The following is a 23,974-nucleotide window of genomic DNA, read 5'->3' on the forward strand; positions in this document are numbered from 1 at the left end:
AACTAATTATACTTATCGGATAAAACAACACTTTCACAGATAAAAGCACGAGTTCTACCGACTGGACTTTAAATTGATATATTGTAGATATACTTTTGATTCAAATTAAAACTTTAAAATCAAAATTATGTCACTATTTACGCCTTTTCTGTGGATTTTATTAATTGCTCCGCTAATTGTTGCTGCTTATTTCAAATCAGAAAAAACAAATCTGAAATATTTAGGATTTTTCATTTTATACTTTTTGGCCGATGTGTTTTTGCAGGCCTCAGGAAAACAATTGATTGATCTTGATTTAAAGTTCAATTGGATTGGAAAATTTTTGAGTTTATTTTTAGGGCTCATTATCATTTTTTCCGTTTCTAAAGAAGAAAGAATCAAAATCGGATTTACTTCTCAAACCAATTCCAAAAGCAATGTAAAATTCGGATTATTGGTTTTCTTCGGATTTACTTTTTTCGATATTATTTTCAAACTGATTTTATTTCCAAAAGGAGCACCATTTCATTTAGAAACCTTTCTTTTTCAAGCCACTATGCCAGGATTGACAGAAGAAATCCTTTTTAGAGGAATCTCTTTATGGCTTTTAGATAAGGCTTTTACACCAAAATGGAGCTACCGCGGTGTACAATTTGGCTGGGCGTTTGTAATTGTAACGGTTTTATTTGGCGTTTCTCACGGAGCTGTTTTAGATCAAGATCTGCATTTAAAATTCGATATCATGACGATGGTTTATCTGACTTTAATCTCCTCATTTAGCGTCGGAGTTTTAAGAATGTTTTCTGGAAATCTTATTTATTCTATTCTGGGGCATAACACCATTAATTTGATCAATGCTGTTATCAGAATTCTATAAAACTTGCCAAATTAAAGTTATATTTGAAACTGCTTTATCACTCAACTAAATGCCAAATACCACAACAACTTCAGGATATTTTTTAGATAAAATCGCTTCGCTGAATTTTGATCACTTTTTTACCAGAAGAAATCGAATTTTACTGCACGTTTTCATGTGGTCAGCGTTTTCAATACTGCTTTTTTTGAGTTATGTAATAGGTTATAAACTCCTATATTTTGATGCCGTTTTGCTAACGATAAGAATGGCATTGGTCAACATGATCGTATTTTATATGCTGTTTTATCTTTTGTTGCCAAAGATATTTGCGGGAAGTAAGAGCAGAATCATAATCCTGTTACTGCTTGTTTTTCCAATTTCGATTTTCGTTTGGATGGCTGCAACGTACTTTATTTCATTGGTTTATTACGCTTTAGGTCTCGAAATTACTTTTGGAGAATTAAAAGGCGTTATTAAAATGAGTGCGCAACAGACGTTTCTAGAAGCAGTTTCTCCCAAAAGAATGCTTTCACAGACGATTATTATCATTTCGCTTCTTTCGCCTTTTTGCTTTGCTAAAATTTTAGTCGAAATCACAAAACTGTATAACAAGAAATTTCAAATCGAAAGAGAAAAAACGGCTTTAGAAATTCAGAACATTCAAATTGAGAAGGACTTTTTGAAAGCACAGTTAAATCCGCATTTTTTGTTTAATACGTTGAATAATCTGTATGGACTGACGGTTCGAAAAGACAATCTAGCTCCAGAAGTAATCTTGAATCTTTCGGATATCATGAGTTATACGCTCTACGAATCGAATACCGAAATTGTGCGTTTGGAGAAAGAATTGGATTTCATTAAAAATTATATCGCTTTAGAAAAAATGCGTTATGATGACGAAACGGATATTCAAGTTATTATGGAAGGGCAAACCGCAGGACTTTTTGTTGCGCCGCTTTTGACTTTTACTTTTATAGAAAATGCTTTTAAATATGGTTTAAAAAGCAAAAATGCCTTTATAAAACTAGATATCAAAATTGAAAACAATACATTTTGGTTTAGTTTGGAAAACGATTCGGAAGACAAGACAAATGATTCGAATTTTGGTGGAATAGGAGTAGAGAACGCCCGAAAACGCCTAGAATTGTTATATCCGAATCAATATGAATTAGAAATTAAAAGACTTGAAAATACGTTTAAAGTCGATTTAAAAATAGTTTTAAGATAATAATGGAAAAGTTGAAATGCATTGTTGTTGACGATGAACCAATTGCAAGAGATATTATTGAATCTTTTATTGCTGAAATTCCGTTTTTGGAATTGAAAGCTTCGTTTGGAGAAGCCTCAAAAGCTTTGTTATTCTTGCAGGAAAATGAAATTGATATTATTTTCAGCGACATCGAAATGCCTAAATTTAATGGTTTAGAACTGGCGCAATCGCTTACCAATGCTCCCGTTATTATATTTATAACTGCTCACCGTAATTTTGCTTTGGAAGGTTTTGAAACCGGAGCGGCAGATTATCTTTTAAAACCCGTTCGTTTTGATCGTTTTCTCAAGGCGGTCAATCGCGCCAAAGAATATCTTTCGTTAAAGAAAACAACTTCTGTCCATCAAATCAATTCGGATCGTATTTTTATCAAATCGGAAGGAAAATTAATTAAGATTCTCCTAAACGAAATTCTGTATGTAGAAGCGCAGGGCGATTATCTGAAATTTGTCATTAATGGCGCTTCGTACACAACTCTAGGGACTTTAAAATCTATGGAAGAAGTATTGAAACTGCCAATATTCTTTCGCGTTCAGCGTTCTTTTATTCTAAATCTCGAAGCGGTCAGAAGCTTAAACGGAAATATGGTAGAACTGACTGACGGAAAAACTATTTCGGCAGCTCTTAATAAAAAAGACGAATTGTATCAGCTGTTAGGAATAAAATGATTCTAATGCAGCAAAATGATGTTTCAAATTATAAATTGAAACATCATTGGCAACTTCGGGATTTTCTTATTTGGTAAATTTGAGATTGTTATTTCAAGTCCCACATTATGAGAAATTATTTTTTATGCCTTGTTTTCTTTTTTAGCTTTCATTTTGCAAATGCACAGTCTGATGATAATCAAGAACTGACTTTAGAAGAAATGAATAAAAAACGTCAAAATCCTGTTGAAGGACTTAGGAGTTTTTTTCTGCAAAGTGTTTTAATCCCAGACACAGGCGAGGGCGGAACGGCGCAATCGTATAGTATTCAGCCTGTTTGGCCATTTAAAGTTTCTGAACATGTCAAGTTAATGACATATACTATTATTCCGCTCCAATACATCCCAAAATTAGAACCCGCAGGCGAATCTGCATTTGGTTTAGGAAATATTCTTTTTAACGGATTTTTCACTCCTGTAGAAAAGAAAGGCAAATTTGTTTATGGTGCAGGGCCAGCAATTCAAATTCCGACTCGTACAGATGCCAATTTGGGTTCGAATACCGTAAGTTTAGGGCCATCATTATTACTATATTATGCTGGAGATAAAATTTCTGGTGGTGCTGTTGTGCAGAATTATTGGTCATTGGGAGGAACGGGCGCCAACAAAGTAGATCTTTTTAGTGTCCAGTATATGGGATATTATAATTTTTCGAAAGGCTGGTTTGCATCTGCCAATAGCACAATCGAAGCCGATTGGCTAGCGCCTTCGGATCAGCGATGGCTGGTGCCGGTGGGAGGTGGAGCCGGAAAAACGTTCAAGCTGGGGCAAAGTAAAAAGTTTTACTGCGGAACGGCACAGCTTTTTTACAACGCTATAAAACCAGACTATGTGGGGCGTTGGGAAATTATTTTTCAACTTCAAGTCATTTTATGATTTGAATTCACTAATTATCATTACATCAGCGATTTGCATTGATATAATCCGTTGGCGACATATTGAAATGTTTCTGAAAATTTCGTCCAAAACTTGTTTGCGATTTATAGCCTACCATTTCTGCGATTTCATACATTTTAAAGTTCTCGTTTAACAGCAATTCTGCAGCACGTTTAAGGCGTACAATATTGATTAATTCGTTCGGACTTAAATTCGTAATGTCTTTAATTTTTCGATATAAAGTCGAACGGCTCATATTCATGATTTCGGCAAGCGATTCTACACTTAAATCTTGATCGGTAATGTTTTTAAGGATTTCGTCGTCGAGTTTTTTCAAGAACTTTTCGTCTGTTTTATTGTGCGCAATGCTTTTAATGTGCGAAAGAGGCGAACTCGCATAATAATTCATAATCTGTCTTCGGTTTTCAATCAGATTATTGGCTTGCACTTTTAGATAATCCATTGAAAAAGGTTTTGCAACATAAGCATCGGCGCCGACTTCAAGTCCGTCGATTTGTGATTTTAGAGAGTTTTTAGCCGTCAATAAAATGACAGGAATATGGCTCGTTTCGAGATTGGTTTTGATTTTTTTGCACATTTCAATTCCGTCCATAATTGGCATTGTAACATCCGAAATCACAAGCTGAATGTTTTCGTTATGAATGATTTTCAGTGCTTCTTCGCCATTTTCTGCTTTTAAAATAGCATACGTTCCCGCCAATTCGGTTGTAATAAACTGCAACAGATCTTCATTGTCTTCGACTACTAAAATCTGTGCTTTTTCGTTTTTAATTTCAACTGGCTCTTTTGGCTTTTCGTTTTCGGTTTGTTCTTTTTCAGCATCGGCGTAAAGCATAAATTCTTCTTCTTGATGCAAAGGCAAGATTAATTCGAAAATATTAAAATTCGGATCTTCGACTAAATTCAAACTTCCGTTATGCAATTGCGCGAGTGAATGCGCCAACGAAAGTCCGATTCCAGTTCCAGAAGCCGTACTGCTATCGTCTACTCTAAAGAAAGGCTCAAATATTTTGTCTTTTAAATGAATCGGAATCACATTTCCATCATTTTTTACGATTAAAGTCAGTTTCTTTTCATCTCTAAATAAAGAAATGGATACTTTTTTGTTCGAATATTTGATCGCATTATTAATCAAATTACTCAAAATCTTCTTGAAAGCTTCTTTGTCCACAAAAGCGTGAATGTCTTTTTCGCCCAATTCCAGATCAAATTCCAGTTTACGTTCTTCAATTAACTGGCTGAATCTCAAATGGAAATTTCGAACCATCGAAGAAATATTCGCTTCGACGAAAGTCAATTTCAATCCGCCAATTTCCGATTTTCTGAAATCAAGTAATTCATTCACCAATTTCAACAATCGCGAAGTATTTTTCTTCATAATCGAAAGATGCTGCGGTACTTCTTCCGATTCGTATTTCATTCCCAAAAGCTTTTCCAGCGGCCCTTTAATCAAAGTCAGAGGCGTTCTAATTTCGTGCGCTACATTGGTAAAAAAGTCAATTTTAGCCTGATAGATTTCTTTTTCTTTTTCGTCATTCAAATGCTTGATTTTGCGGTTATTCTTGATCTGAGTCAGATTTTGAGAATAACGGATGATGTAATAAAAACCAGCGCAAATCAATATAAAATAGAGCAGATAAGCATAAGTGCTCGCGTACCAAGGCGGCAAAATTCTAATTTTCAGTTTTACTTCTTTGCTCCAAACCCCAAAGCTATTTAGCGATTTTACTTTAAAAACATAATCGCCTGGCGCTAGTTCGGTAAAGAAAACTTTGTTGTTTCTTCCCAAATAAACCCAATCGCTATTTACGTTTTCCAACTGAAACCAATATTCCGTCAATTCTGGCGCGGTATAATTTAAAGACGCAAATTCGAGATTAAAAGACGACTGGCTGTTGTTCAATTCCAATTCGTCCAAAAAAGAAATAGACTGCGCAATAGGCGATTCTGGGCTATTTACCTCAATATCTTTATTGTTGATCTGAAGATTGGTGATGTAAATAAAAGGCGTGTATTTGTTTTTACTGAAATGCTTCGGATTAAAACTGATCATTCCGTTCAGGTTTCCAAAATACATATCGCCGTTTGCATCTTTAAAAGCGGAATTGTAATTGAATTGATCGCTCAATAAACCATTGGCAGTGGTAAAAATTTTGATCGATTTATGATCGGGGCCAAATTTCACCAAGCCTTTAGAAGTCGTCAGCCATAGATTTTTGGCATCGTCTTCTAAAATAGAATAGAAAACATTGCTCGGCATTCCGTTTTTGGTTGTGAATTTGGTAAAAGTATGCGTTTTTCGGTCAACGAGATTTAGACCGTTTTCTGTCGCAATCCATAAATTTCGTGACGAATCTTCAAAAATGGCGTTTATAGTATTATTGCTAATGCCTTTCGGATTTTTATAATCATACGTAAAAACCTCTTTTTTCTTAGTTTTTGGGTTATAAAAGAGCAATCCGTCGCGGTAACTTCCAGCCCAAAGATTTCCGTCGCTGTCTTCCCTCACATTGGTGTAATGATACGTTTCTGGAAAGAATTTCAGTATTTCAAAATTATCCGCCTGTTCATTATAACGATACAATCCAAAAGTGGTGACTACAATCAGGTCGCCATTTTTCATTTCGTAAAAAGAAAAAATAAAATTGCTGTGCAGTCCGCTTCTGCCATCGTTGGCGCTATAATGTTTGAGAACCGCACCCGAATTTCGATCTAAAACATCCAAGCCATGCTCAAAAGTTCCGACCCAGATTTTGTCTTTTCTCGGCATTAAAGCGTGAATGTTGTAATACGAAACATTATAAGAAGTGAATTTTTGCGTTTTCGGATTAAAACGATTCAAACCTGCATCTTCTGTTCCGACCCATAAATCGCCGTAATCGTCTTTATGTATTTCTCTGACTGCGCTTCCGCTAATGGAGTTTTGATTGTTCTTTGGGAAATACTTTTTAAACTGTGTATATTGTTTCTGATGGTAATTGACACCGCCAAAATAAGTTCCAATCCAGATTCCGTTTTCTTTGTCAATCGTAATCGAGTAGGCCGCATTGTCTGAAATGGCGTAGGGATCGTTGTAATTCTTTTTAAGATTTACAGCGGTTTTAGTTTTTAAATTATAAACATAAACGCCAGATTCGCTCGCAATCCAAAGTTCGTCGTTTCCTTTTTTTCTAAACTGGCGCACAAAAACAGGCTCTTTTATTCCAAATTGCAGTTCAGACGTAGTTTTGTTTTTCCTATTATATAGGAGCACGCCGTGATCTTGCGTTCCAATCACAATATTTTCCTGATCGACAGCATAAATTACCGTAATTCTAAAGTTAATTTTATCCGAAGGCGGATTTAACGGAATGTTTTCAAACGAAAAGTTTTCTTCAGAATAATGATAGATTTTATTTAATGAAGAAGCCCAAATTTCTCCTTTATAATCTTTGGTAATCGAAGTGGTGACAAAATATTTGTTCGGGTTAAAAGTGGTCGTTTCTTTCTTTTTTGGTGCATACTTATACAAAATGTTGCCCGAAACAAACCAAATGTTGTCTTTTTGGTCGTGATTGATGTCGTTGATACGATCGTTTATGGCTTCGTTCAAAATGGTAAAACGATCCAATTTTTTATCATAATGATACAAACCTTTATCGGTTCCGACCCAAATAGTGCCATTATGTTCGTGCAGCGATTGTATATAATTGCTCCCTAAACTATGAACGGGATCTCCATTATTTCTATATGTTTTAAATCGATAGCCATCAAAACGGTTCAGTCCATCTTTGGTTCCAAACCACATAAAACCGTCATTATCCTGTATAGAAGTCAAAACGGTGTTGTTAGAAAGTCCTTCTTCAACTTGATAATGTTTAAAATAATAGTCTTGCGCATTCGAAAAATGTATCGAAAAAATGCTGGCACATAAAAAAAGAAAGAATTTACGCATAGTTGTGTTTTTTAGGCTAAAATCTAATTTTCTGCAAATCGTCTCAATATTCTACAAAATGTTGCAGCTGAATGAAATTGGGCTGTTTTTAATACAATTTGAATCATTTGAGAGAGATATTGACACAAATGAAGCATTTTATTTTGAATAAAAAGCGTCTACTTTGAATTTTCAAATAAGAGATATTGATAAAATTTTAAGTATAAAAATATACTATCAATAAAATTAAGTTTGAAAAAATCAACCATTACTAATTTTGAAACAAAATGAACAATTTATTACAACTAAAGAATATTAGTTCTTTTTTTGTCCGCGTTCCGGACGATTAAATAATTCAATATTTCATTTAACCAAACCACAAAAAGAAATAAAACTATCTAAAATGCAAAAATCAATGAAAACAAAGTTCACTCACTTTTTAACGAAGAGATATTACCTCTTGGTTTTCTTTAGTTTATTACTGCAGTCCGCTTTTGCCCAGCAAATAACCGTTACGGGAAAAGTGACTACCGCAGATGGACAGGCAGTTCCTTTTGCGAATGTTTTAATAAAAGGATCCCAGAATGGTGCTGTTACCGATTTTGACGGGAGCTATAAAATTACAGCCAGTGGGAGCCAGACCTTAGTTTTTAGTTCGCAAGGCTATAAAACAGTAGAAGTTGCTATTAATAACCGAACAGCTGTAAATGTTACCATGGCAGAAGACGCCATGAAACTGGAGGAAATAGTTGTTGTAGGTTATGGATCACAACAGAAAAAAGACCTTACAGGAGCCGTGGCTTTAGTTAAACCTGACGAAATTCAGAAGAGACAAGTAACCACAGTAGCAGACGGACTTCAAGGTTTAGTGACGGGAGTTAAAGTTCGCGGAGGCGGACGCCCAGGACAAGAAGCGAATGTTGAGATTCGCGGTCTTAAGAATCTTCAAAATACAAATCCGTTATACGTAATAGACGGTTTAGTGACTTCTGCAAATCGAGATTTTAACCCGAATGATATCGAATCGATTCAAGTTTTAAAAGATGCTTCTGCAGCAGCAATCTATGGTTCTAGAGCGGCAAATGGAGTTATTATCATTACAACTAAAAAAGGTAAAAAAGGACCGCTTCAAGTTGAAGTGTCTGCAAAAAGCAGTTTTACCGTTATGCCTCGCTATGACTTAATGGGAACTGAAGAGTTTGCCAAATACAACAATATGGCATACGACAATGCTGGATTTACGAGACAAAACTTGAATATGGCAGTAGATACAGACTGGCAAGATGCGGTTTTTCAAACAGGAATGATTCAGGATTATAATGCGAGTTTTTCTGGAGGAAGTGAGAATTCGAGTTTCTTTATGTCTGGAAATTATTTTGGAAACGAAGGAACTGTAATCGGAACCGATTTTGACAGAATTTCATTCCGTGTCAATTCTAGCGGTACAAAAGGAATTTTCAGTATTGGAGAAAACTTAGCGATCAGCAATTCTAAAACAGATGAAATGTCTGGAAATCCAATTATTGATGTGTACAGAATGACGCCAACGATTCCGCTTTACGATCCAGCTAATCCAGGTGGATACGGATATGGAAAACAGGGAGTTGCCGATACTTTTGGAACAAACCCTTTGGCATTGGCTGATTTTTCTAATGTAAATAATGAAAACTTCAGAATTAGAGGAAATATCTGGTCAGAATTAAAATTTGTGCCTTGGTTGAAATACCGTTTCAATTTTGGGTATGAAACGAGTTTTGATTCGTATAAATACATGAGAAAAAAAGGAAGCTGGACTTTAAACCAGCCGCAAGATCCTTCTCAAACCGATCAAAACAAAGGAAGATCTGAAACGATGTTATTTGAAAACACACTGACTTTCAAAAAAGAATTTGGCAAACATGACATCACTGTTTTAGTGGGGCAGACGTACCAAGAAGACAATTACAACCAAATTTATGGAACAAAAAGAAACCTTCCGATGAATTCTGGAACAGGAGAATATTACGAAGTTTTAAATCAAGGAGATTCGCCAGTTGTTGGAGGTTTCATCAACGAAGCGGCTTTAACGTCTTATTTAGGAAGGTTAGAGTATAATTATGACAATCGTTATTTATTTAATGCAGTAATCAGACGCGACGGTTCGTCAAAATTCAGCGATGGCAATAAATGGGGCAATTTCCCTTCTCTTTCTGCGGGATGGAGAATCAGCAATGAATCATTCTTCAAATCAGAATTCATTAAGGATTTAAAAATTAGAGCAAGTTACGGAGAATTGGGGTCTGGAAATATTAGAGAATATGAATCTAAAAGCTTTATTAATAATTTCGGACAAATTGTTTTAGGAAAAGACCAGACTTTATATCCTTCTGCGGCTCAAGTAAAATTATCAAACTCGCAATTGCGTTGGGAAAAACTAAAACAAACGAATATCGGATTGGATTTAGGGGTTTTGAATAATGATTTACGTCTTACTGCAGATTACTTTATTGCACGTACAGAAGATGTATTATTTGGCTTCCCAATTTTATTGACTACTGGAAATGACGGAGGAAACCCAATTTCGAACGCTGCAACGGTAGAAAATAAAGGTTTTGAATTGGAATTGGCTTACAGTAAAAAAATCAATGATTTTTCTTTTAATGCCTCTGTAAACTTCACAAAAGTAAACAACAAACTGGTTTCTTTAGGAAACGGTCAAAACGAGAACATTATTGGAAACACCATGACTCGCAGCGGAAGTCCGGTTGGAATGTGGTATGTATTGCAAACAGATGGATTATTTCAAAATCAGCAGGAAATTAACGACTACAAAAATGCTGAAGGTAAAGTGATTATGCCAAATGCGGTTCCTGGAGATATTCGTTTTAAAGACAATAATGGAGACGGACAAATTACAAACGAAGACAAAACAATTGTGGGAAGTCCGTGGCCAGAATTTGAAATGGGTTTAAACGCTGGTGCTGAATATAAAGGTTTTGATTTTTCTATGAACTGGATTGCTGCCAACGGTGCTACAGTTTACAACGGATTTAGAAGTGTGGTTGATCGTTTTGATGACAATAGTAATTATAGAAAAGGGATTCAGCCTTGGACACCAGAGAATCCAAATACCGATTTTCCTAGAGTTACAAAAGGTTCTACTTTAAATTCAAGAGGAGATAGCGACCGTTTCTTAGAAAGTGGCAATTTCATTAGACTAAAATACATTGGTTTTGGATATAACTTGCCAAGCAGTGTTTTAGAAAAATCAGGAATTACAAGAGCAAGATTAACCTTGTCTGCACAAAATGTTATTACGATTACTAAATACAAAGGCTTGGATCCTGAGTTTAGCAATACCGGCGATAACAGAATTTTTGAAAGAGGTGTTGACAATGGTTCTTTCCCGAATCTTAAGACGTATTCTTTTGGTGTAGAATTTAGCTTTTAATTAAAAAAACAGCGTAATGAAAAAAATAATCATAATAACAGCCGCTTTTTTAGGTCTTGTTTTTACAGCTTGTGAAAACGAATTGGATCTGAACAGCCCAAATGATATAACAGTTGACCAATATTGGAAAACGGAAAGTGATGCGCAAGCCGGTGTAAACTCGATTTATGCCATGTTTTACAAAGATGGATTGTGGGCACGATGGATGTATTTCCGTTTAGATCTTACTTCTGATGAAGGTTATAGCGTGAGCCCGTGGACAGAATTGGCAGATTGGACAAGATTCAACTACATCAATTATAATTTTTGGGAAGGAAATGCCGTAACGTGGAGAGATACTTATAAAGCTATTTTTAGATGTAATCAGGTTTTAGCCAATGTTCCAAATATTACTTTTCAAAATGAAGAGGACAAAAAGAAAGTTATAGCGCAGGCTAAATTTTTTAGAGCCTTACATTATTACTATGCAGCGGTGATTTGGGAAGATGTTCCGTTGGTTTTAGATCCGTCTACGCCAGCAGATTTGCCACAGCAGAAAAAAGTAGCTGAAATCTGGGCTCAAGTTGAAAAAGATTTGAACGAAGCTTTTGAAGATTTGCCAAGAGATTGGGCAGCTGACCAGTTAGGAAGGCCAGATAAAGGTGCTGCAAAAGCTTTTCTTGCAAAAACATATATGCAACAGCGTAAATGGCCAGAAGCAAAAACAGCTTTGGAATATTTAATTACAGGAGCGGGAGCTAAATATTCTTTAGTTTCTAATTACCGAGACAACTTTACAGATGTAAATGAGAATAACGGAGAATCTGTTTTTGAAATTCAATTTGGAGACCAAAGAAAAGGCGGAACTGACGAAGCACAAAATGCAGCAGTTTCTAGCAACCGTTCTCAATTTTTTGCGCCAAGAGGAATTGGATGGTCAGACGGACAAGCGCGTTTGTGGCTGGTAAATGCCTTTAAAGAAGAAAAAAATAAAGATGGCAATTTGGATATTCGTTTAAGATGGACTTTATATTATCCGCAACTATTGGCTGATTTCGGAGACAAAACCTACGATAGAAATTGGGAATGGAACAATGACGAAGCTTGGTTTAGAAAAGGAAGCCGTGATTATTACAGAAATAACGAAGATTACTACAGTCAGGTAAATTACAGATTGGTTCGTTATGCTGATATTTTATTGCGTTACGCAGAAGTGCTGAACGAAACAGGAAATACCGCTGCGGCATACCAATATGTAGATATGGTGAGAGCTCGTGTAAACATGAATGGATTGGCAGCAGCACATCCTGAAATCGGAAACGATCACGATAAATTCTTAGAACGCCTGAAAATGGAAAGAGTTTTAGAATTGTGTGGCGAAAGTGTTCGTTGGGAAGATTTAAAACGTTGGGGCGATTTAGACACTCAAGCTTCTGTTGACAAGATTGCGCTTCGTGATTCTGATTTTAAAAACTTTACAGTTGGTAAAAATCACAGAATGCCAATTCCGCAAAGCGATGTAGATAATAATCCAAATCTAGAGCAGAATTCAGGATATTAAATAATCTGAGAGTGTGAAAATTTAAACACATAGAAACATAGATTTTATTGCTAAAGGGATTAGAAAAAAGCTCGCTTTTCACACATAGCTAAACTATGTGAATTAAAGCAAAGTGAAACGCCTTTTTACAGACAAAGAAAAACTATGATTCTATGTGTTTAAAAAAAACACCCAGCAAATTAAAAGCTATTTATTAAGGAATCGGAAAATCACCAAATTCCGATTCCTTTAATCACCAAAGAACATTTGTTCTAAAATAATAAACCTATAATGAGAAAAGTAAAATTGTATCTGACACTTGTGTTGGCAGGGCTCGCATTGCTTAGTTGCAACAACAAAAAAAGTAATCCCGAAGAAAAGAAAAGCGAAACTACTTCTGTAGAAAAAAGAGAAATTTGGACCAAAGATCAGGCCAATAAATGGTATGCAGAACAGCCTTGGTTAGTAGGGGCAAATTATTCTCCTAGCACAGCTATAAATCAGTTAGAGATGTGGCAGGAAGATACTTTTGACCAGAAAAGAATCGATCAGGAATTGGGCTGGGCAGAAAATCTGGGTATGAATGTAATGCGTGTGTATTTGCACGATTTATTGCATGAGCAAGATGCGGAAGGTCTTTACAAAAGAATGGATACTTTTTTAGGAATTGCAGATAAACACCATATTAAAACGCTTTTTGTATTGTTTGATTCTTGTTGGGATCCGTTTCCTGCTTTAGGAAAACAACGTGCTCCAAAACCGCATACACACAACTCAGGCTGGATGCAGAGTCCGGGACAAAAAGCATTGCAGGATAAAACACAATATCCTCGTTTGGAGAAATACGTAAAAGAAACCGTAGCAAAATTCAAAGACGATAACCGTATTTTAGGTTGGGATGTTTGGAACGAACCAGATAATATGACGGGGCCATCTTACGAAAAAGTGGAAATTAAAAACAAAGCGGATTTGGTTTTGCCACTTTTAAAAGATGTTTTTGCTTGGGCTAGAGAAAGCAATCCGTCGCAGCCATTAACTTCTGGAGTTTGGGTTGGCGATTGGAGCGATGAAGCTAAAATGAAACCAATGCACAAAATGCAGATCGAACAATCTGATATTGTTTCTTTTCATAATTATGACAAGCCACAGGATTTTGAAAGAGTTATCAAACAATTACAGCGTTACGGAAAACCATTAATCTGCACAGAATATATGGCAAGACCAAACGGAAGCACTTTTGAAGGATTCTTGCCAATCGCCAGAAAATACAATGTTGGTATGATCAACTGGGGATTTGTTGACGGAAAAACACAAACCAAATACGCTTGGGACAGCTGGACAAAAAAATACGATTCAGAACCAAAATTATGGTTTCACGAAGTGCTTCATACAGACGGAACGCCATACATCAAAGCCGAAACTGATTTGATCAAGAAAATGACGGCTGAAGCGAATCCGAAGAGGTAATTAGAAAATGTGGCAATTTGATAATTTGATAATGAGAAAATGTGCCAATTAGAAAATTATTTAGCCACTCCCGATGGGTATCGGGATAAAATGATTAAATGGATTTTTTCTCAAGCTATATAAAACATAGCCCAAGGTTTCAACCTTGGGTACGCAACGTAAACATAACGTGATTTACAATACGTTTACCAAGGTTGAAACCTTGGGCTATGTTTGAAAAAGATAAAATAATTAGATAATGTGATAATTAGATAATGTGCCAATTTAATAATTAGATAATTTTCGGAATGCACTAATTGACTAATTACCACATTATCTCATTGTCTAATTAAATAATTGGCACATTAAAAAAACAAGCTTATGAAAACATTAAAAAACATATTTTTTCTAGCAACAATTTTAGTTGGTTTTTCTGCGAATGCCCAGCAGCCAGATCCGCCGGGGCAGGTAAAAGGAAACGAAAAAGCTAAAAACGAAGCCTATTTGTTTGCGCACATGACGCACAACGATTACGGAAGATTATATTATTCGGTTAGTTTGGACGGACTTCATTGGCAAAATCTAAACAGTGGGAAAAGAGTTTTTGAAGACTATAAAGGTCATCCTGATATCTGCAAAGGTCCCGACGGGAAATATTATATCGCAGGAAATACAGGCGATGATGCAAAAGCGATCAATATCTGGATTTCGGATGATTTGATTACGTGGAAAAAACATGCCGATTATACGCCAGATTTAAAAAGCACACCAGATTATGCAAACGCTTTACAGCGAATAGGGGCGCCAAAATTATATTACGATACGCCTTCAGGGAAATTCATCATGACTTGGCATACGCCGCATTTAGAAGGAACTAAAGAAGACGGCGAGCGCTATTGGGCGAGTCAGCGAACATTATATGTTTTGTCTAAAGATTTAAAAACTTTCGAAGGAACACCAAAACGCTTATTCGATTGGGATATGGGAACCATCGATGTTTTTATTCGTAAAGTCGGCGATTCCTACTACGCCGTGATTAAAGACGAAACCTACCCAACTCTGTATTGGACAACTGGAAAAACCATCCGAATTGCCAAATCAAAATCCCTTTTAGGACCTTATTCTTTGCCCCAGCAATCTATCAGTCCGAACTTTAGAGAAGCGCCAATGCTGATTCCTTCTCCAGATGATAAAATATGGTACATGTATTATGAGCAATATCCAGGAGTTTCGTACGGTCTATCAATCGCAGATAACCTAAACGGACCTTGGTATCAAGCCTCAGGCTACACTTTTTTCTCCGATTGGGACAAATACAGTCTCCCAGAAAAAGTACGCCACGGCTGTATGATTACAATCTCTAAAAAAGAATACGACACTTTGGTTAAGAAATTTGGCTTGACTGAGAAAAAATAAAAGTTTTGAACCATATAAGTCATGTAAGTTCATATTAAAGTTTTTTAATTGGCATGATAAATAAAAAACTTATATGCTCTTGACATAGTTTCAAGCAGCAGCTTAAATTAAAATGAACTTATATGACTTATATGGTTCAAAAAAATAAAAGAATTGGTTAGTTAAGTTAGTTTAGTTCTGTAATTATCGGGCTTATGTGGAGATGAGCCCGGTAATTCATTTTGACTTAGAAATGCAAATATTTTTACCATATAAGTCATATAAGTTCCTATTAAAGTTTTTTAATTGGCATGAAAAAAAACTCATATGCTCTGGCGTAGTTTCAAGCAGCAGTTTAAACTAAAATAAACTTACATGACTTATATGGTTTAAAAAAAAATAAAAAAGATGAAAAGAAAAAATATACTTTTTGTAGCCTTGTTTTCTGTTTTTATTGCCAATGCGCAATGGAAACCGCAAGGAGATAAAATAAAAACGAAATGGGCTTCGGAGATTAATCCTGCAAAAGTGCTGCAAGAATATCCGCGTCCGATTATGGAGCGAAGCCAATGGAAAAACCTGAATGGATTGTGGAATTACAGCATTCAAGAAGCTGGAAAAGCAGCGCCATCGAAATACGACGGACAAATTTTGGTTCCGTTTGCGGCAGAATCGAGTTTGTCTGGCGTAATGAAAGAAGTAGGTGCTAAAAATGAACTGTGGTATGAAACCTCTTTTTCTATTGAATCGACTTGGAATGGGAAAAACATTCTGTTGCATTTTGGTGCTGTCGATTGGAAAACAGAAGTTTTTATCAATGATGTAAAAGTCGGTTCGCATACTGGCGGATATACGCCGTTTTCGTTTGATATTACACCATTTATCAAAAAAGGAAGCAATCAGAAATTGGTTGTAAAAGTTTGGGATCCTTCAAACGATGGGCCTCAGCCAAGAGGAAAACAAGTTAAAAATCCAGAAGGAATTTGGTACACTCCCGTTACCGGAATTTGGCAGACGGTTTGGATCGAACCTGTAAATGTCAAAAACATTACTTCATTACAAACCACTCCAAATATCGATCAAAACACCATTAGCATAAAAGCAGCTGTTTCGGGAGCAGAAAAAGGTGATTTGGTAGAAATAGCAGTTTTGGATAGCGGAAAAGAAATCGCAAAACAAAAAGCTGTTATAGGCGAAAGTAATGATATTGTTTTGAACACGCCAAAATTATGGTCGCCAGAGAATCCGTTTTTGTATCAGACTAAAATTCGCTTAATCAGCAAAAATAAAATCGTTGATGAGGTGAAGAGTTATTTCGCTATGCGTAAAATTTCATCCAAAAGAGATGAAAACGGGATTATGAGAATGCAGCTGAACAACAAAGATTATTTCCAATTCGGGCCTTTAGATCAAGGCTGGTGGCCAGACGGACTGTACACGGCTCCAACTGATGAAGCCTTGAAATACGATATCGTTAAAACGAAAGAATTAGGTTTTAATATGATTCGCAAACACGTAAAAGTAGAGCCAGAGCGCTGGTATACACATTGCGATCAGTTAGGAATTCTGGTTTGGCAAGATATGCCAAGCGGAGACGATCAGCCGATTTGGCAAAATAGAAAGTATTTCGACGGAACAGAATTGCAGCGTTCGCCAAAATCAGAAGAAATTTATAGAAAAGAATGGAAAGAGATTATGGATCATCTGTATTCTTATCCAAGTATCGTGGTTTGGGTTCCGTTTAATGAAGCTTGGGGGCAATTTAAAACAGTTGAAATTACAGAATGGACTAAAAACTACGATCCAAGCCGATTAACAAATTCTGCAAGCGGTGGAAATCACTTTCAAACAGGCGATATTTTAGATCTGCATAATTATCCTGGACCAGAAATGTATTTGTATGACGCCAGAAGAGTAACCGTTTTAGGAGAATATGGCGGAATCGGTCTTCCGTTGGAAGGACATTTGTGGAGAGCAAATGATAACTGGGGTTACATTAAATTTAAAAATGCGAACGAAGTTACCGCTGAATACATAAAGTACGCTGAAATGCTTCGAAAATACGTTAAAACAGGATTCTCGGCTGCGGTCTATACTCAGACAACAGATGTTGAAGGCGAAGTGAACGGTTTTATGACTTACGACAGAAAAGTGGATAAAATGGATTTTAAAGCCGTGAACAAGATTAATACTGAGGTTATAAATGCTTTGAATTAAAAATGATCTTTTTTCTCTCGCAGATTTAGCAAATCATGCAGATTTTTTTATCGGCTAAATCTGCCAAATCTGCGGGAGAAAATTAAACACATAGAAACATAGATTTTTAAAGCTTGAAAAAGAGTGTAGAAAGAAACTAGTTTCTAACACATAGCTTTGGAGAACATAGCCCAAGGTTTCAACCTTGGGTACGCAAGATTAGCGATTATACAATTGACAGCTTTGTCAAAGTTTTAAACTTTGACAAAGCTTACCGCAAAGGTAGGTCGCAACGCTATGTTAATTTTAAACAAGTGAAACGCCTTTTGCAGACAAAGAAAAGCTATGCCTCTATGTGTTAAAAAAAATCAAGCCAAAAAATATTAAAATGAAAAAACACCTAATCCTTCTGCTACTCACAACCATAAGTTTTGCGCAGCAGAAAACCTTCACGAATCCGATTTTGCCATCGGGAGCAGATCCTTACAGCACGTACTACAAAGGCTATTATTACTACACCAATACACTTGGCAATAAATTGACTTTATGGAAAACAAAAGACCTTTCAGACATCAAAAATGCAGAAAGCAAAGTCATTTGGACTCCGCCAAAGAACACTAATTATTCCGCTGAGATTTGGGCGCCTGAGTTTCATATCATCAACGGAAAATGGTATTGCTATTTTGCTGCAGATAATGGCGATAACAACAACCACCGCATGTATGTTTTAGAAAATAAATCATCAGATCCGTTTAAAGGCAATTTTGAATTTAAAGGAAAAATAGCAGCCAAAACCGACAAATGGGCAATTGACGGAAATGTTTTCGAATACAAAAAGCAATTGTACATGATTTGGGCAGGCTGGGAAGGAGACAAAAACGGACAGCAGAACATTTACATTGCCAAAATGAAAAATCCGCTTGAGATTGATGGCGATCGCGTTCTGATTTCTGCACCCACACACGACTGGGAAACGCACGGAGCATTGCATGATGAGGTAAATCCGCCGCAGGTAAACGTAAATGAAGGGCCTCAGTTTTTAGAAAGAAACGGTAAAATCTTTATTGTCTTTTCTGCCAGTGGATGTTGGACAGATTTCTATGCTTTAGGTTTATTATCGTTTAATGGCGATGATAATTTATTAGATCCAAAAGCATGGGTAAAAGCGCCAGAACCGATTTTTAAACAATCAGAAAAAAACAAAGTATATGCTCCAGGCCATAATTCCTTTTTTAAATCGCCTGACGGAAAAGAAGATTGGATTTTGTATCACGCCAATTCAAATCCGGGAGAGGGCTGCGGAAATAAAAGATCGCCGAGAATGCAGAAAATCAGCTGGGATGCCAACGGATTTCCAGTTTTGGGCGAACCAGTAAGCGAAGGAACTCGATTGGCAATTCCTTCAAATTAATTAATCAGAGGATTGCTTCGTTCCTCACAATGACATAAAAAATGAAAAATATCCAAATAGCTGCAGTTTTGTTGCTGACAGTTTTTCAGTTTAGCTGTAAAGACGGCAAAAAAGAAAATGAAATTTCAAAAGAAACTGTTGAAATCAAATCAGATTCGTTAAATACGGTTTTAGAAGCCAAAAATTTCGATACCATAATCGACGGTAAAAAAGTTGGTTTGTATTGGATCGAAAATAAAGGCATAAAAGCTGCTTTTACCAATTATGGCGGGCGATTAGTAGGTTTATGGATTGCTGATAAAAACGGAAAACAAACCGATATTGTTGTCGGAATGAATAGTCTAAAAGGCTTTAAAAACTCGACTGAACCTTACTTTGGAGCTACAATTGGGAGAGTTGGCAACAGAGTTGCATTAGGTAAATTTACGTTGGATGGAAAACAATATCAGATTCCGCTTAACAATGGTAAAAATGCTTTGCATGGTGGTGTAAAAGGCTTTCAAGATGTAGTTTGGAATGCAGAAAAGAAAGGTGAAAACACTTTGGTTTTTACTTACGTTTCCCCAGATGGAGAACAAGGTTTTCCTGGAAACTTGAATGTAAAAGTGACGTATACGCTTACAGAGGACAAAACCGTAAAAATGGAATATGAAGCGACAACAGATAAAACGACCATTGTAAACCTGACGAATCACGCTTTTTTCAATTTGAATGGAGAAGGAAGCGGAACGATTTTAAATCACGAATTGCAGATTTACGGAGATCAATTCACTCCAGTTGATGAAGGTTTGATTCCGACGGGAGAATTAAAATCGGTGAAAAACACACCGTTTGATTTTACATCAAAACATACCATTGGAGAAAGAATCGAAACGAAAGACGAACAGCTGAAATTTGGTAAAGGTTATGACCATAATTACGTGCTGAATTCTAATAAAAAAGACGGTTTTGTTCATGCCGCAACTATAAAAGGTGATGTTTCAGGTATTGCTTTAGATATTTACACAGAAGATCCTGGATTACAGTTTTATAGTGGAAATTTTATGCAGAGTAAAAATGTCTTTAAATCAGGTGCTAAGGATGATTTTAGGACTGCTTTTGCTTTAGAAACGCAGCACTTTCCAGATGCTCCAAATCAGCCGAAATTTGCTTCGATTGTTTTGAAACCGGGAGCGAAATATCATACGGTTTCTTTGTATAAGTTTTCTGTTTCGATGTAGAGGCGCACTGTAGTGCGTCTAACGCAGCGATTAATTTTACCGCAGAGTTCGCTAAGGATTACGCAAAGATTCGCAAAGTTTTTTGTTTAATGAAGGTCGCAAAGACAATGTCGAGGCGTACTGCAGTGGTTTCCGCAAAGATTTTTGTTTATTGAAGGTTATGTAGAGGCGCACCGCAGTGCGTCTCACGCAAAGTGAATCCGCAAATGTAATTGTAGAAATAAATTGCTTTTTAGGATCGCAAAAAAATGAAAGAATAGGAGCGTGCAGATTGTCAATTTTTGAAGAAACAAAATCAGATTTTTATCAAAAAGTAAACGGAAATAGTTTTCCGAATTTGTAAAACAATTTCTGCTGTAATTACGAGAAAAATATCTGAAAGGTGTAAAAAAATCGCTATAGTTTTTATCTATATTGAAAATTTAACTATTTAATTGTTAGTAATTAAAATGATTTTAATTCAATTAAAAAATTAACTTAAAATGAAAAAATATTTTAGCATTATAAGTCTGCTGTTTTTCTTTGTTTGCTGTTCGCAAGAGAAAGAAAATGACAAAAAAACGGCTTCAAAAGACAGTTCAATCTTGTTGGCGGATCCGACCATTTTTTATGAAAATGGAGTGTATTATTTGTATGGAACCACAACTGGAAATTTTCCTAACGGAGAAGGATTTCAAGTTTACACTTCTACAGATTTAAAAAAATGGAAGGGTCCTGTCGGAGCGCAAAATGGTTTGGCTTTAAAAAAAGGCGATGCTTTTGGAACGAAAGGCTTTTGGGCGCCTCAGATTTTTAAATTCAATGGAAAATATCAAATTATTTATACGGCTGACGAAAATATTGCGATTGCAAGTAGTGATAGTCCGTTGGGGCCATTTAAAAACGATTCTAAGGCTCCAATGTTTAATTCGGGCAAACAGATCGATCCTTTCGTTTTTGTTGATCAGGATGGCAAAAAATACCTTTATCACGTGCGTTTGACTAATGGTAACCGAATTTTCGTCGCGGAATTAAAAGATGATTTGTCTGGAATTAAAGAAGAAACGCTTAAGGAATGCATTTCTGGAGTTCTTCTTTGGGAAAATACGCAAAATGTACCTTGGCCAGTGACAGAAGGACCAACGGTTTTGAAACACAACCATTTGTATTATATGATTTATTCGGCAAACGATTTTAGAAATCCCGATTATGCGGTTGGCTATGCAACGGCAAAAAGTCCGTATGGGCCTTGGGAAAAAGCTGCGGATAGTCCGATAATCAGTCGTAAGGATGTTGGAATAAATGGAATTGGGCACGGAGATGTTTTTTATGATAAAAATGGAAAAATGAAATATGTCCTGCACACGCATTACAGCAATAGTGGGGTTTCGCCTAGAAAAGCGGGAATCATTGATATTGATTTTGAAGGAAATAAAATCAAAGCAAATGCTAAAAGTTTTGTCTTGCTACAGGAGTAAAACTTGTGATTTTAGAGTTTGGTAACTTGAAAAGAGATGCTTCGGTGTCTCTTTTTTTTTTTTGTAATTAATAATTCGTTGATTTGTAAAGTTTTGGGGTTATATTGTTAGCGAATCTTTAATTTGAGTATAAACAAATTTGTTTATATTTGTACTATGGAAAAAAAGTTTGAAAGATATAAAGGAATCCATCCAGGAGCTGTTCTTAAGCGTGAATTAGATAAACGCAATTTGGCACAACGCCCATTTGCGCAATCTGTTGGTGAATATCCGCAGACACTCAACGCTATTATTCAGGGCAGACGAAATTTAACTACCAGTACCGCACTTAAAATAGAAAATGCTCTTCATCTTGAAGAGGGAACACTAATGATTCTGCAGGTATATTTTGATATTGAAAAGGAAAAGAAGAAACAGACAGTTTTGCATTATTATCCTAATGTAAAAAATTTAAGAAAAAGTTTGTTTTGGGATACAGATATTAATAAAATAGAATGGACAAAGCAGTCTAATGCTGTTATTAAGAGGGTTTTTGAGAGAGGAAATATTAGCGAGAAAAAAGAAATGGTAAGATTTTATGGAGCTTCCAAAATAAGACCAGTGCTGGATAAAATGATGGGTGAAAAAGAAGTTCGAAATACTAAAATGAAAAAGAATGATTCATTGGGAGACAGTTAATGATTTGCTTAAAGAGAGTCTTCAACAGTTAATGAAGGCTGAAGAATTGAAAGATTTCCGTTTGGTAGGCGGAACCGCGCTGAGTCTTCATAGAGGTCATAGAATGTCTATCGATATTGACCTTTTTACAGATGAAGACTATGGATCTGTAGATTTTGAATTAATTGAAAAGTATCTATTTAAAAACTTTGGTTACGTAGATCCAGGTTTTGGAGGTATTGTCGGAATCGGAAAATCATTTGTTATAGGAACTGACAAGGAGAATACTATCAAGCTTGATGTTTATTACAGTAATGACAAGTTTATTTATAAGCCTATCTTAACAAATGGAATAAGACTGGCGACCGTAGAAGATATTATTGCAATGAAACTTGATGTTGTTTTATATGGAGGTAGGAAGAAAGATTTTTGGGATCTTCACGAATTGTTGCCAGATTACACGATTTCAAATATGATTGCACTGCATAAACAACGCTGTGAATTTACTCACGACGAAGTAGCTATTTTAAGTAATTTTGTTGATTTTAGTTCTGCAGATGAAGATTTAGATCCTATATGTCTTAAAAACAAATACTGGGAATTTATTAAAGAAGATATTGAGGAAGCGGTTAAAAGAGAGAATTTATAAAATTGGACAATGCTTAATAATTTTTAAACAGAGATATAATTTAAAACGTTGCTTATTTCGGGTCAGATTCGTACATTGTTGCAAATTACAGAAACATGACTAAAAAAATAGAAGATTTAATTCCGCATAGGGCTCCGTTTCTCTTTGTTGATGAAATTATTTCTTATACAACGGAATCAATCATTGGTTTAAAGACATTTACAGAAAAAGATGCCTGGCTTCAGGGCAGTTTTCCAGATTTTAATTTTGTGCCTGGAACTATTTTAATCGAAGCAATGGCGCAGTGTGGCGGTGCCGGAATTAAACTTTTAGGAATTGCAGACGGCGTTTTTGGTTTAGTAAGTATGGATAATGTGGAGTTTTTTGGTGGTGTGGAGTTTAATAAACTGGTGAAATTTGTCGTGAAAAACATTCGCACAAGCGAAAAAATAATCAAGCAGTCGGGTGAGGCTTTTGATGAAGATAGGCTGATTATGAAAGGGGAATGGATGTGTGTGAAGCTTCAGTAGATAATAGAGACAAGATGTGAGAGGCAAGAGAATAGATTAAAGAGAATAGAGAATAGAGAATAGAGAATAGAAAATAGAGGCAAGAGGCAAGACTTCTGCAAGACTTTAGATAAAGAAAAAGCGTCCTAGAATTATCTAGGATGCTTTTTTACATTTTGGTGATGATGAATTCGCTTCGGCGATTGATTTGGTGTTGGGCTTCGGTACACGGAACTCCGTTTGAGCAGTTATTGATTAATTGGGTTTCGCCGTAACCAATGGCGCTTTCAATTCGTTCTGGTGCTACGCCTTGAGAAATTAGATAATCTCTCGTTGCTTTGGCTCTTCGGTCAGAGAGTTCTAAGTTGTATTGGTCGTCTGCGCGGGAATCGGTATGTGATTCTATTTTAATCACTACGGAGTTATACTGATGCATTAAGAGAACTACTTTATTTAATTCTATTGCAGCATCATAACGGATATCG

17 protein-coding genes are annotated in these 23,974 nt (G+C 36.0%); 15 read left to right on the forward strand and 2 right to left on the reverse strand.

All coding sequences use genetic code 11. From position 1 onward, the window contains the following. The first annotated feature begins 127 nt into the window (after window positions 1–127). The 4 genes from ACWA1F_RS06420 (at window position 128) to ACWA1F_RS06435 (ending at window position 3,687) form a co-directional block, all read left to right on the forward strand. The gene (locus ACWA1F_RS06420) at window positions 128–856 is read left to right on the forward strand and encodes a CPBP family glutamic-type intramembrane protease (protein ID WP_456892565.1); all 729 of its coding nucleotides are present in this window, start codon (window positions 128–130) and stop codon (window positions 854–856) included. Between the two features lie 49 nt (window positions 857–905). Next, window positions 906–2,063, forward strand: coding sequence for a sensor histidine kinase (locus tag ACWA1F_RS06425; protein ID WP_456892567.1), 1,158 nt, complete (start codon window positions 906–908; stop codon window positions 2,061–2,063). A gap of 2 nt (window positions 2,064–2,065) precedes the next feature. Then, on the forward strand, window positions 2,066–2,773 hold the full coding sequence (locus ACWA1F_RS06430; protein WP_456892569.1) for a LytR/AlgR family response regulator transcription factor: 708 nt from the start codon (window positions 2,066–2,068) through the stop codon (window positions 2,771–2,773). Window positions 2,774–2,880: 107 nt separating this feature from the next. Beyond that, on the forward strand, window positions 2,881–3,687 hold the full coding sequence (locus tag ACWA1F_RS06435; protein ID WP_456892571.1) for a hypothetical protein: 807 nt from the start codon (window positions 2,881–2,883) through the stop codon (window positions 3,685–3,687). A gap of 25 nt (window positions 3,688–3,712) precedes the next feature. Here the strand turns inward: ACWA1F_RS06435 and ACWA1F_RS06440 are convergent, their stop codons facing one another. Next, the gene (locus tag ACWA1F_RS06440; RefSeq protein WP_456892573.1) at window positions 3,713–7,642 is read right to left on the reverse strand and encodes a hybrid sensor histidine kinase/response regulator transcription factor; all 3,930 of its coding nucleotides are present in this window, start codon (window positions 7,640–7,642) and stop codon (window positions 3,713–3,715) included. 394 nt (window positions 7,643–8,036) lie between these two features. Between ACWA1F_RS06440 and ACWA1F_RS06445 the strand changes: the two genes are divergently transcribed. The 11 genes from ACWA1F_RS06445 to ACWA1F_RS06495 all read left to right on the forward strand — a co-directional run bounded on the left by ACWA1F_RS06445 (window position 8,037) and on the right by ACWA1F_RS06495 (window position 23,510). Then, window positions 8,037–11,051 (forward strand): SusC/RagA family TonB-linked outer membrane protein, encoded by a 3,015-nt coding sequence (locus ACWA1F_RS06445; protein WP_456892575.1) that lies wholly within the window; start codon window positions 8,037–8,039, stop codon window positions 11,049–11,051. Between the two features lie 16 nt (window positions 11,052–11,067). Continuing rightward, window positions 11,068–12,591, forward strand: a complete 1,524-nt coding sequence (locus ACWA1F_RS06450) for a RagB/SusD family nutrient uptake outer membrane protein (RefSeq protein WP_456892577.1) — start codon at window positions 11,068–11,070, stop codon at window positions 12,589–12,591. A gap of 270 nt (window positions 12,592–12,861) precedes the next feature. After that, window positions 12,862–14,037 (forward strand): cellulase family glycosylhydrolase, encoded by a 1,176-nt coding sequence (locus ACWA1F_RS06455; RefSeq protein ID WP_456892579.1) that lies wholly within the window; start codon window positions 12,862–12,864, stop codon window positions 14,035–14,037. 360 nt (window positions 14,038–14,397) lie between these two features. Beyond that, on the forward strand, window positions 14,398–15,432 hold the full coding sequence (locus ACWA1F_RS06460; RefSeq protein WP_456892581.1) for a glycoside hydrolase family 43 protein: 1,035 nt from the start codon (window positions 14,398–14,400) through the stop codon (window positions 15,430–15,432). 387 nt (window positions 15,433–15,819) lie between these two features. After that, entirely contained in the window at window positions 15,820–17,628 is a 1,809-nt protein-coding gene (locus tag ACWA1F_RS06465) for a glycoside hydrolase family 2 protein (RefSeq protein ID WP_456892583.1), read from the forward strand. Window positions 17,629–17,995: 367 nt separating this feature from the next. Then, window positions 17,996–19,018, forward strand: coding sequence for a glycoside hydrolase family 43 protein (locus tag ACWA1F_RS06470; protein WP_456892585.1), 1,023 nt, complete (start codon window positions 17,996–17,998; stop codon window positions 19,016–19,018). 41 nt (window positions 19,019–19,059) lie between these two features. Next, a complete protein-coding gene (locus ACWA1F_RS06475; protein WP_456892587.1) occupies window positions 19,060–20,238 on the forward strand; it encodes an aldose epimerase family protein in 1,179 nt (392 codons plus the stop codon). A gap of 482 nt (window positions 20,239–20,720) precedes the next feature. Beyond that, complete coding sequence (locus ACWA1F_RS06480; protein WP_456892589.1) at window positions 20,721–21,695, forward strand: glycoside hydrolase family 43 protein; 975 nt, start codon at window positions 20,721–20,723, stop codon at window positions 21,693–21,695. Window positions 21,696–21,851: 156 nt separating this feature from the next. Further along, on the forward strand, window positions 21,852–22,373 hold the full coding sequence (locus ACWA1F_RS06485; RefSeq protein WP_456892591.1) for a helix-turn-helix transcriptional regulator: 522 nt from the start codon (window positions 21,852–21,854) through the stop codon (window positions 22,371–22,373). Further along, on the forward strand, window positions 22,351–23,001 hold the full coding sequence (locus tag ACWA1F_RS06490; protein WP_456892593.1) for a nucleotidyl transferase AbiEii/AbiGii toxin family protein: 651 nt from the start codon (window positions 22,351–22,353) through the stop codon (window positions 22,999–23,001). The genes ACWA1F_RS06485 and ACWA1F_RS06490 overlap by 23 nt, the downstream gene beginning before the upstream one ends. A gap of 95 nt (window positions 23,002–23,096) precedes the next feature. Then, window positions 23,097–23,510, forward strand: coding sequence for a 3-hydroxyacyl-ACP dehydratase FabZ family protein (locus ACWA1F_RS06495; RefSeq protein WP_306160152.1), 414 nt, complete (start codon window positions 23,097–23,099; stop codon window positions 23,508–23,510). Between the two features lie 148 nt (window positions 23,511–23,658). Here ACWA1F_RS06495 and ACWA1F_RS06500 read toward each other — a convergent pair. Next, on the reverse strand, window positions 23,659–23,974 hold a 316-nt coding region (locus ACWA1F_RS06500; RefSeq protein WP_456892595.1), incomplete at its 5' end, for an OmpA family protein.

It is taken from the genome of Flavobacterium erigeronis (genome assembly GCF_054075165.1).

Bases quoted from the DNA above. Each gene is read 5' to 3' on its own strand.
- ACWA1F_RS06470 (WP_456892585.1), top strand. From the start codon at position 17,996: ATGAAAAAACACCTAATCCTTCTGCTACTCACAACCATAAGTTTTGCG.
- ACWA1F_RS06495 (WP_306160152.1), top strand. From the start codon at position 23,097: ATGACTAAAAAAATAGAAGATTTAATTCCGCATAGGGCTCCGTTTCTC.
- ACWA1F_RS06425 (WP_456892567.1), top strand. From the start codon at position 906: ATGCCAAATACCACAACAACTTCAGGATATTTTTTAGATAAAATCGCT.
- ACWA1F_RS06475 (WP_456892587.1), top strand. From the start codon at position 19,060: ATGAAAAATATCCAAATAGCTGCAGTTTTGTTGCTGACAGTTTTTCAG.
- ACWA1F_RS06445 (WP_456892575.1), top strand. From the start codon at position 8,037: ATGAAAACAAAGTTCACTCACTTTTTAACGAAGAGATATTACCTCTTG.
- ACWA1F_RS06460 (WP_456892581.1), top strand. From the start codon at position 14,398: ATGAAAACATTAAAAAACATATTTTTTCTAGCAACAATTTTAGTTGGT.
- ACWA1F_RS06450 (WP_456892577.1), top strand. From the start codon at position 11,068: ATGAAAAAAATAATCATAATAACAGCCGCTTTTTTAGGTCTTGTTTTT.
- ACWA1F_RS06480 (WP_456892589.1), top strand. From the start codon at position 20,721: ATGAAAAAATATTTTAGCATTATAAGTCTGCTGTTTTTCTTTGTTTGC.
- ACWA1F_RS06430 (WP_456892569.1), top strand. From the start codon at position 2,066: ATGGAAAAGTTGAAATGCATTGTTGTTGACGATGAACCAATTGCAAGA.
- ACWA1F_RS06490 (WP_456892593.1), top strand. From the start codon at position 22,351: ATGATTCATTGGGAGACAGTTAATGATTTGCTTAAAGAGAGTCTTCAA.
- ACWA1F_RS06465 (WP_456892583.1), top strand. From the start codon at position 15,820: ATGAAAAGAAAAAATATACTTTTTGTAGCCTTGTTTTCTGTTTTTATT.
- ACWA1F_RS06485 (WP_456892591.1), top strand. From the start codon at position 21,852: ATGGAAAAAAAGTTTGAAAGATATAAAGGAATCCATCCAGGAGCTGTT.
- ACWA1F_RS06435 (WP_456892571.1), top strand. From the start codon at position 2,881: ATGAGAAATTATTTTTTATGCCTTGTTTTCTTTTTTAGCTTTCATTTT.
- ACWA1F_RS06420 (WP_456892565.1), top strand. From the start codon at position 128: ATGTCACTATTTACGCCTTTTCTGTGGATTTTATTAATTGCTCCGCTA.
- ACWA1F_RS06440 (WP_456892573.1), bottom strand. From the start codon at position 7,642: ATGCGTAAATTCTTTCTTTTTTTATGTGCCAGCATTTTTTCGATACAT.
- ACWA1F_RS06455 (WP_456892579.1), top strand. From the start codon at position 12,862: ATGAGAAAAGTAAAATTGTATCTGACACTTGTGTTGGCAGGGCTCGCA.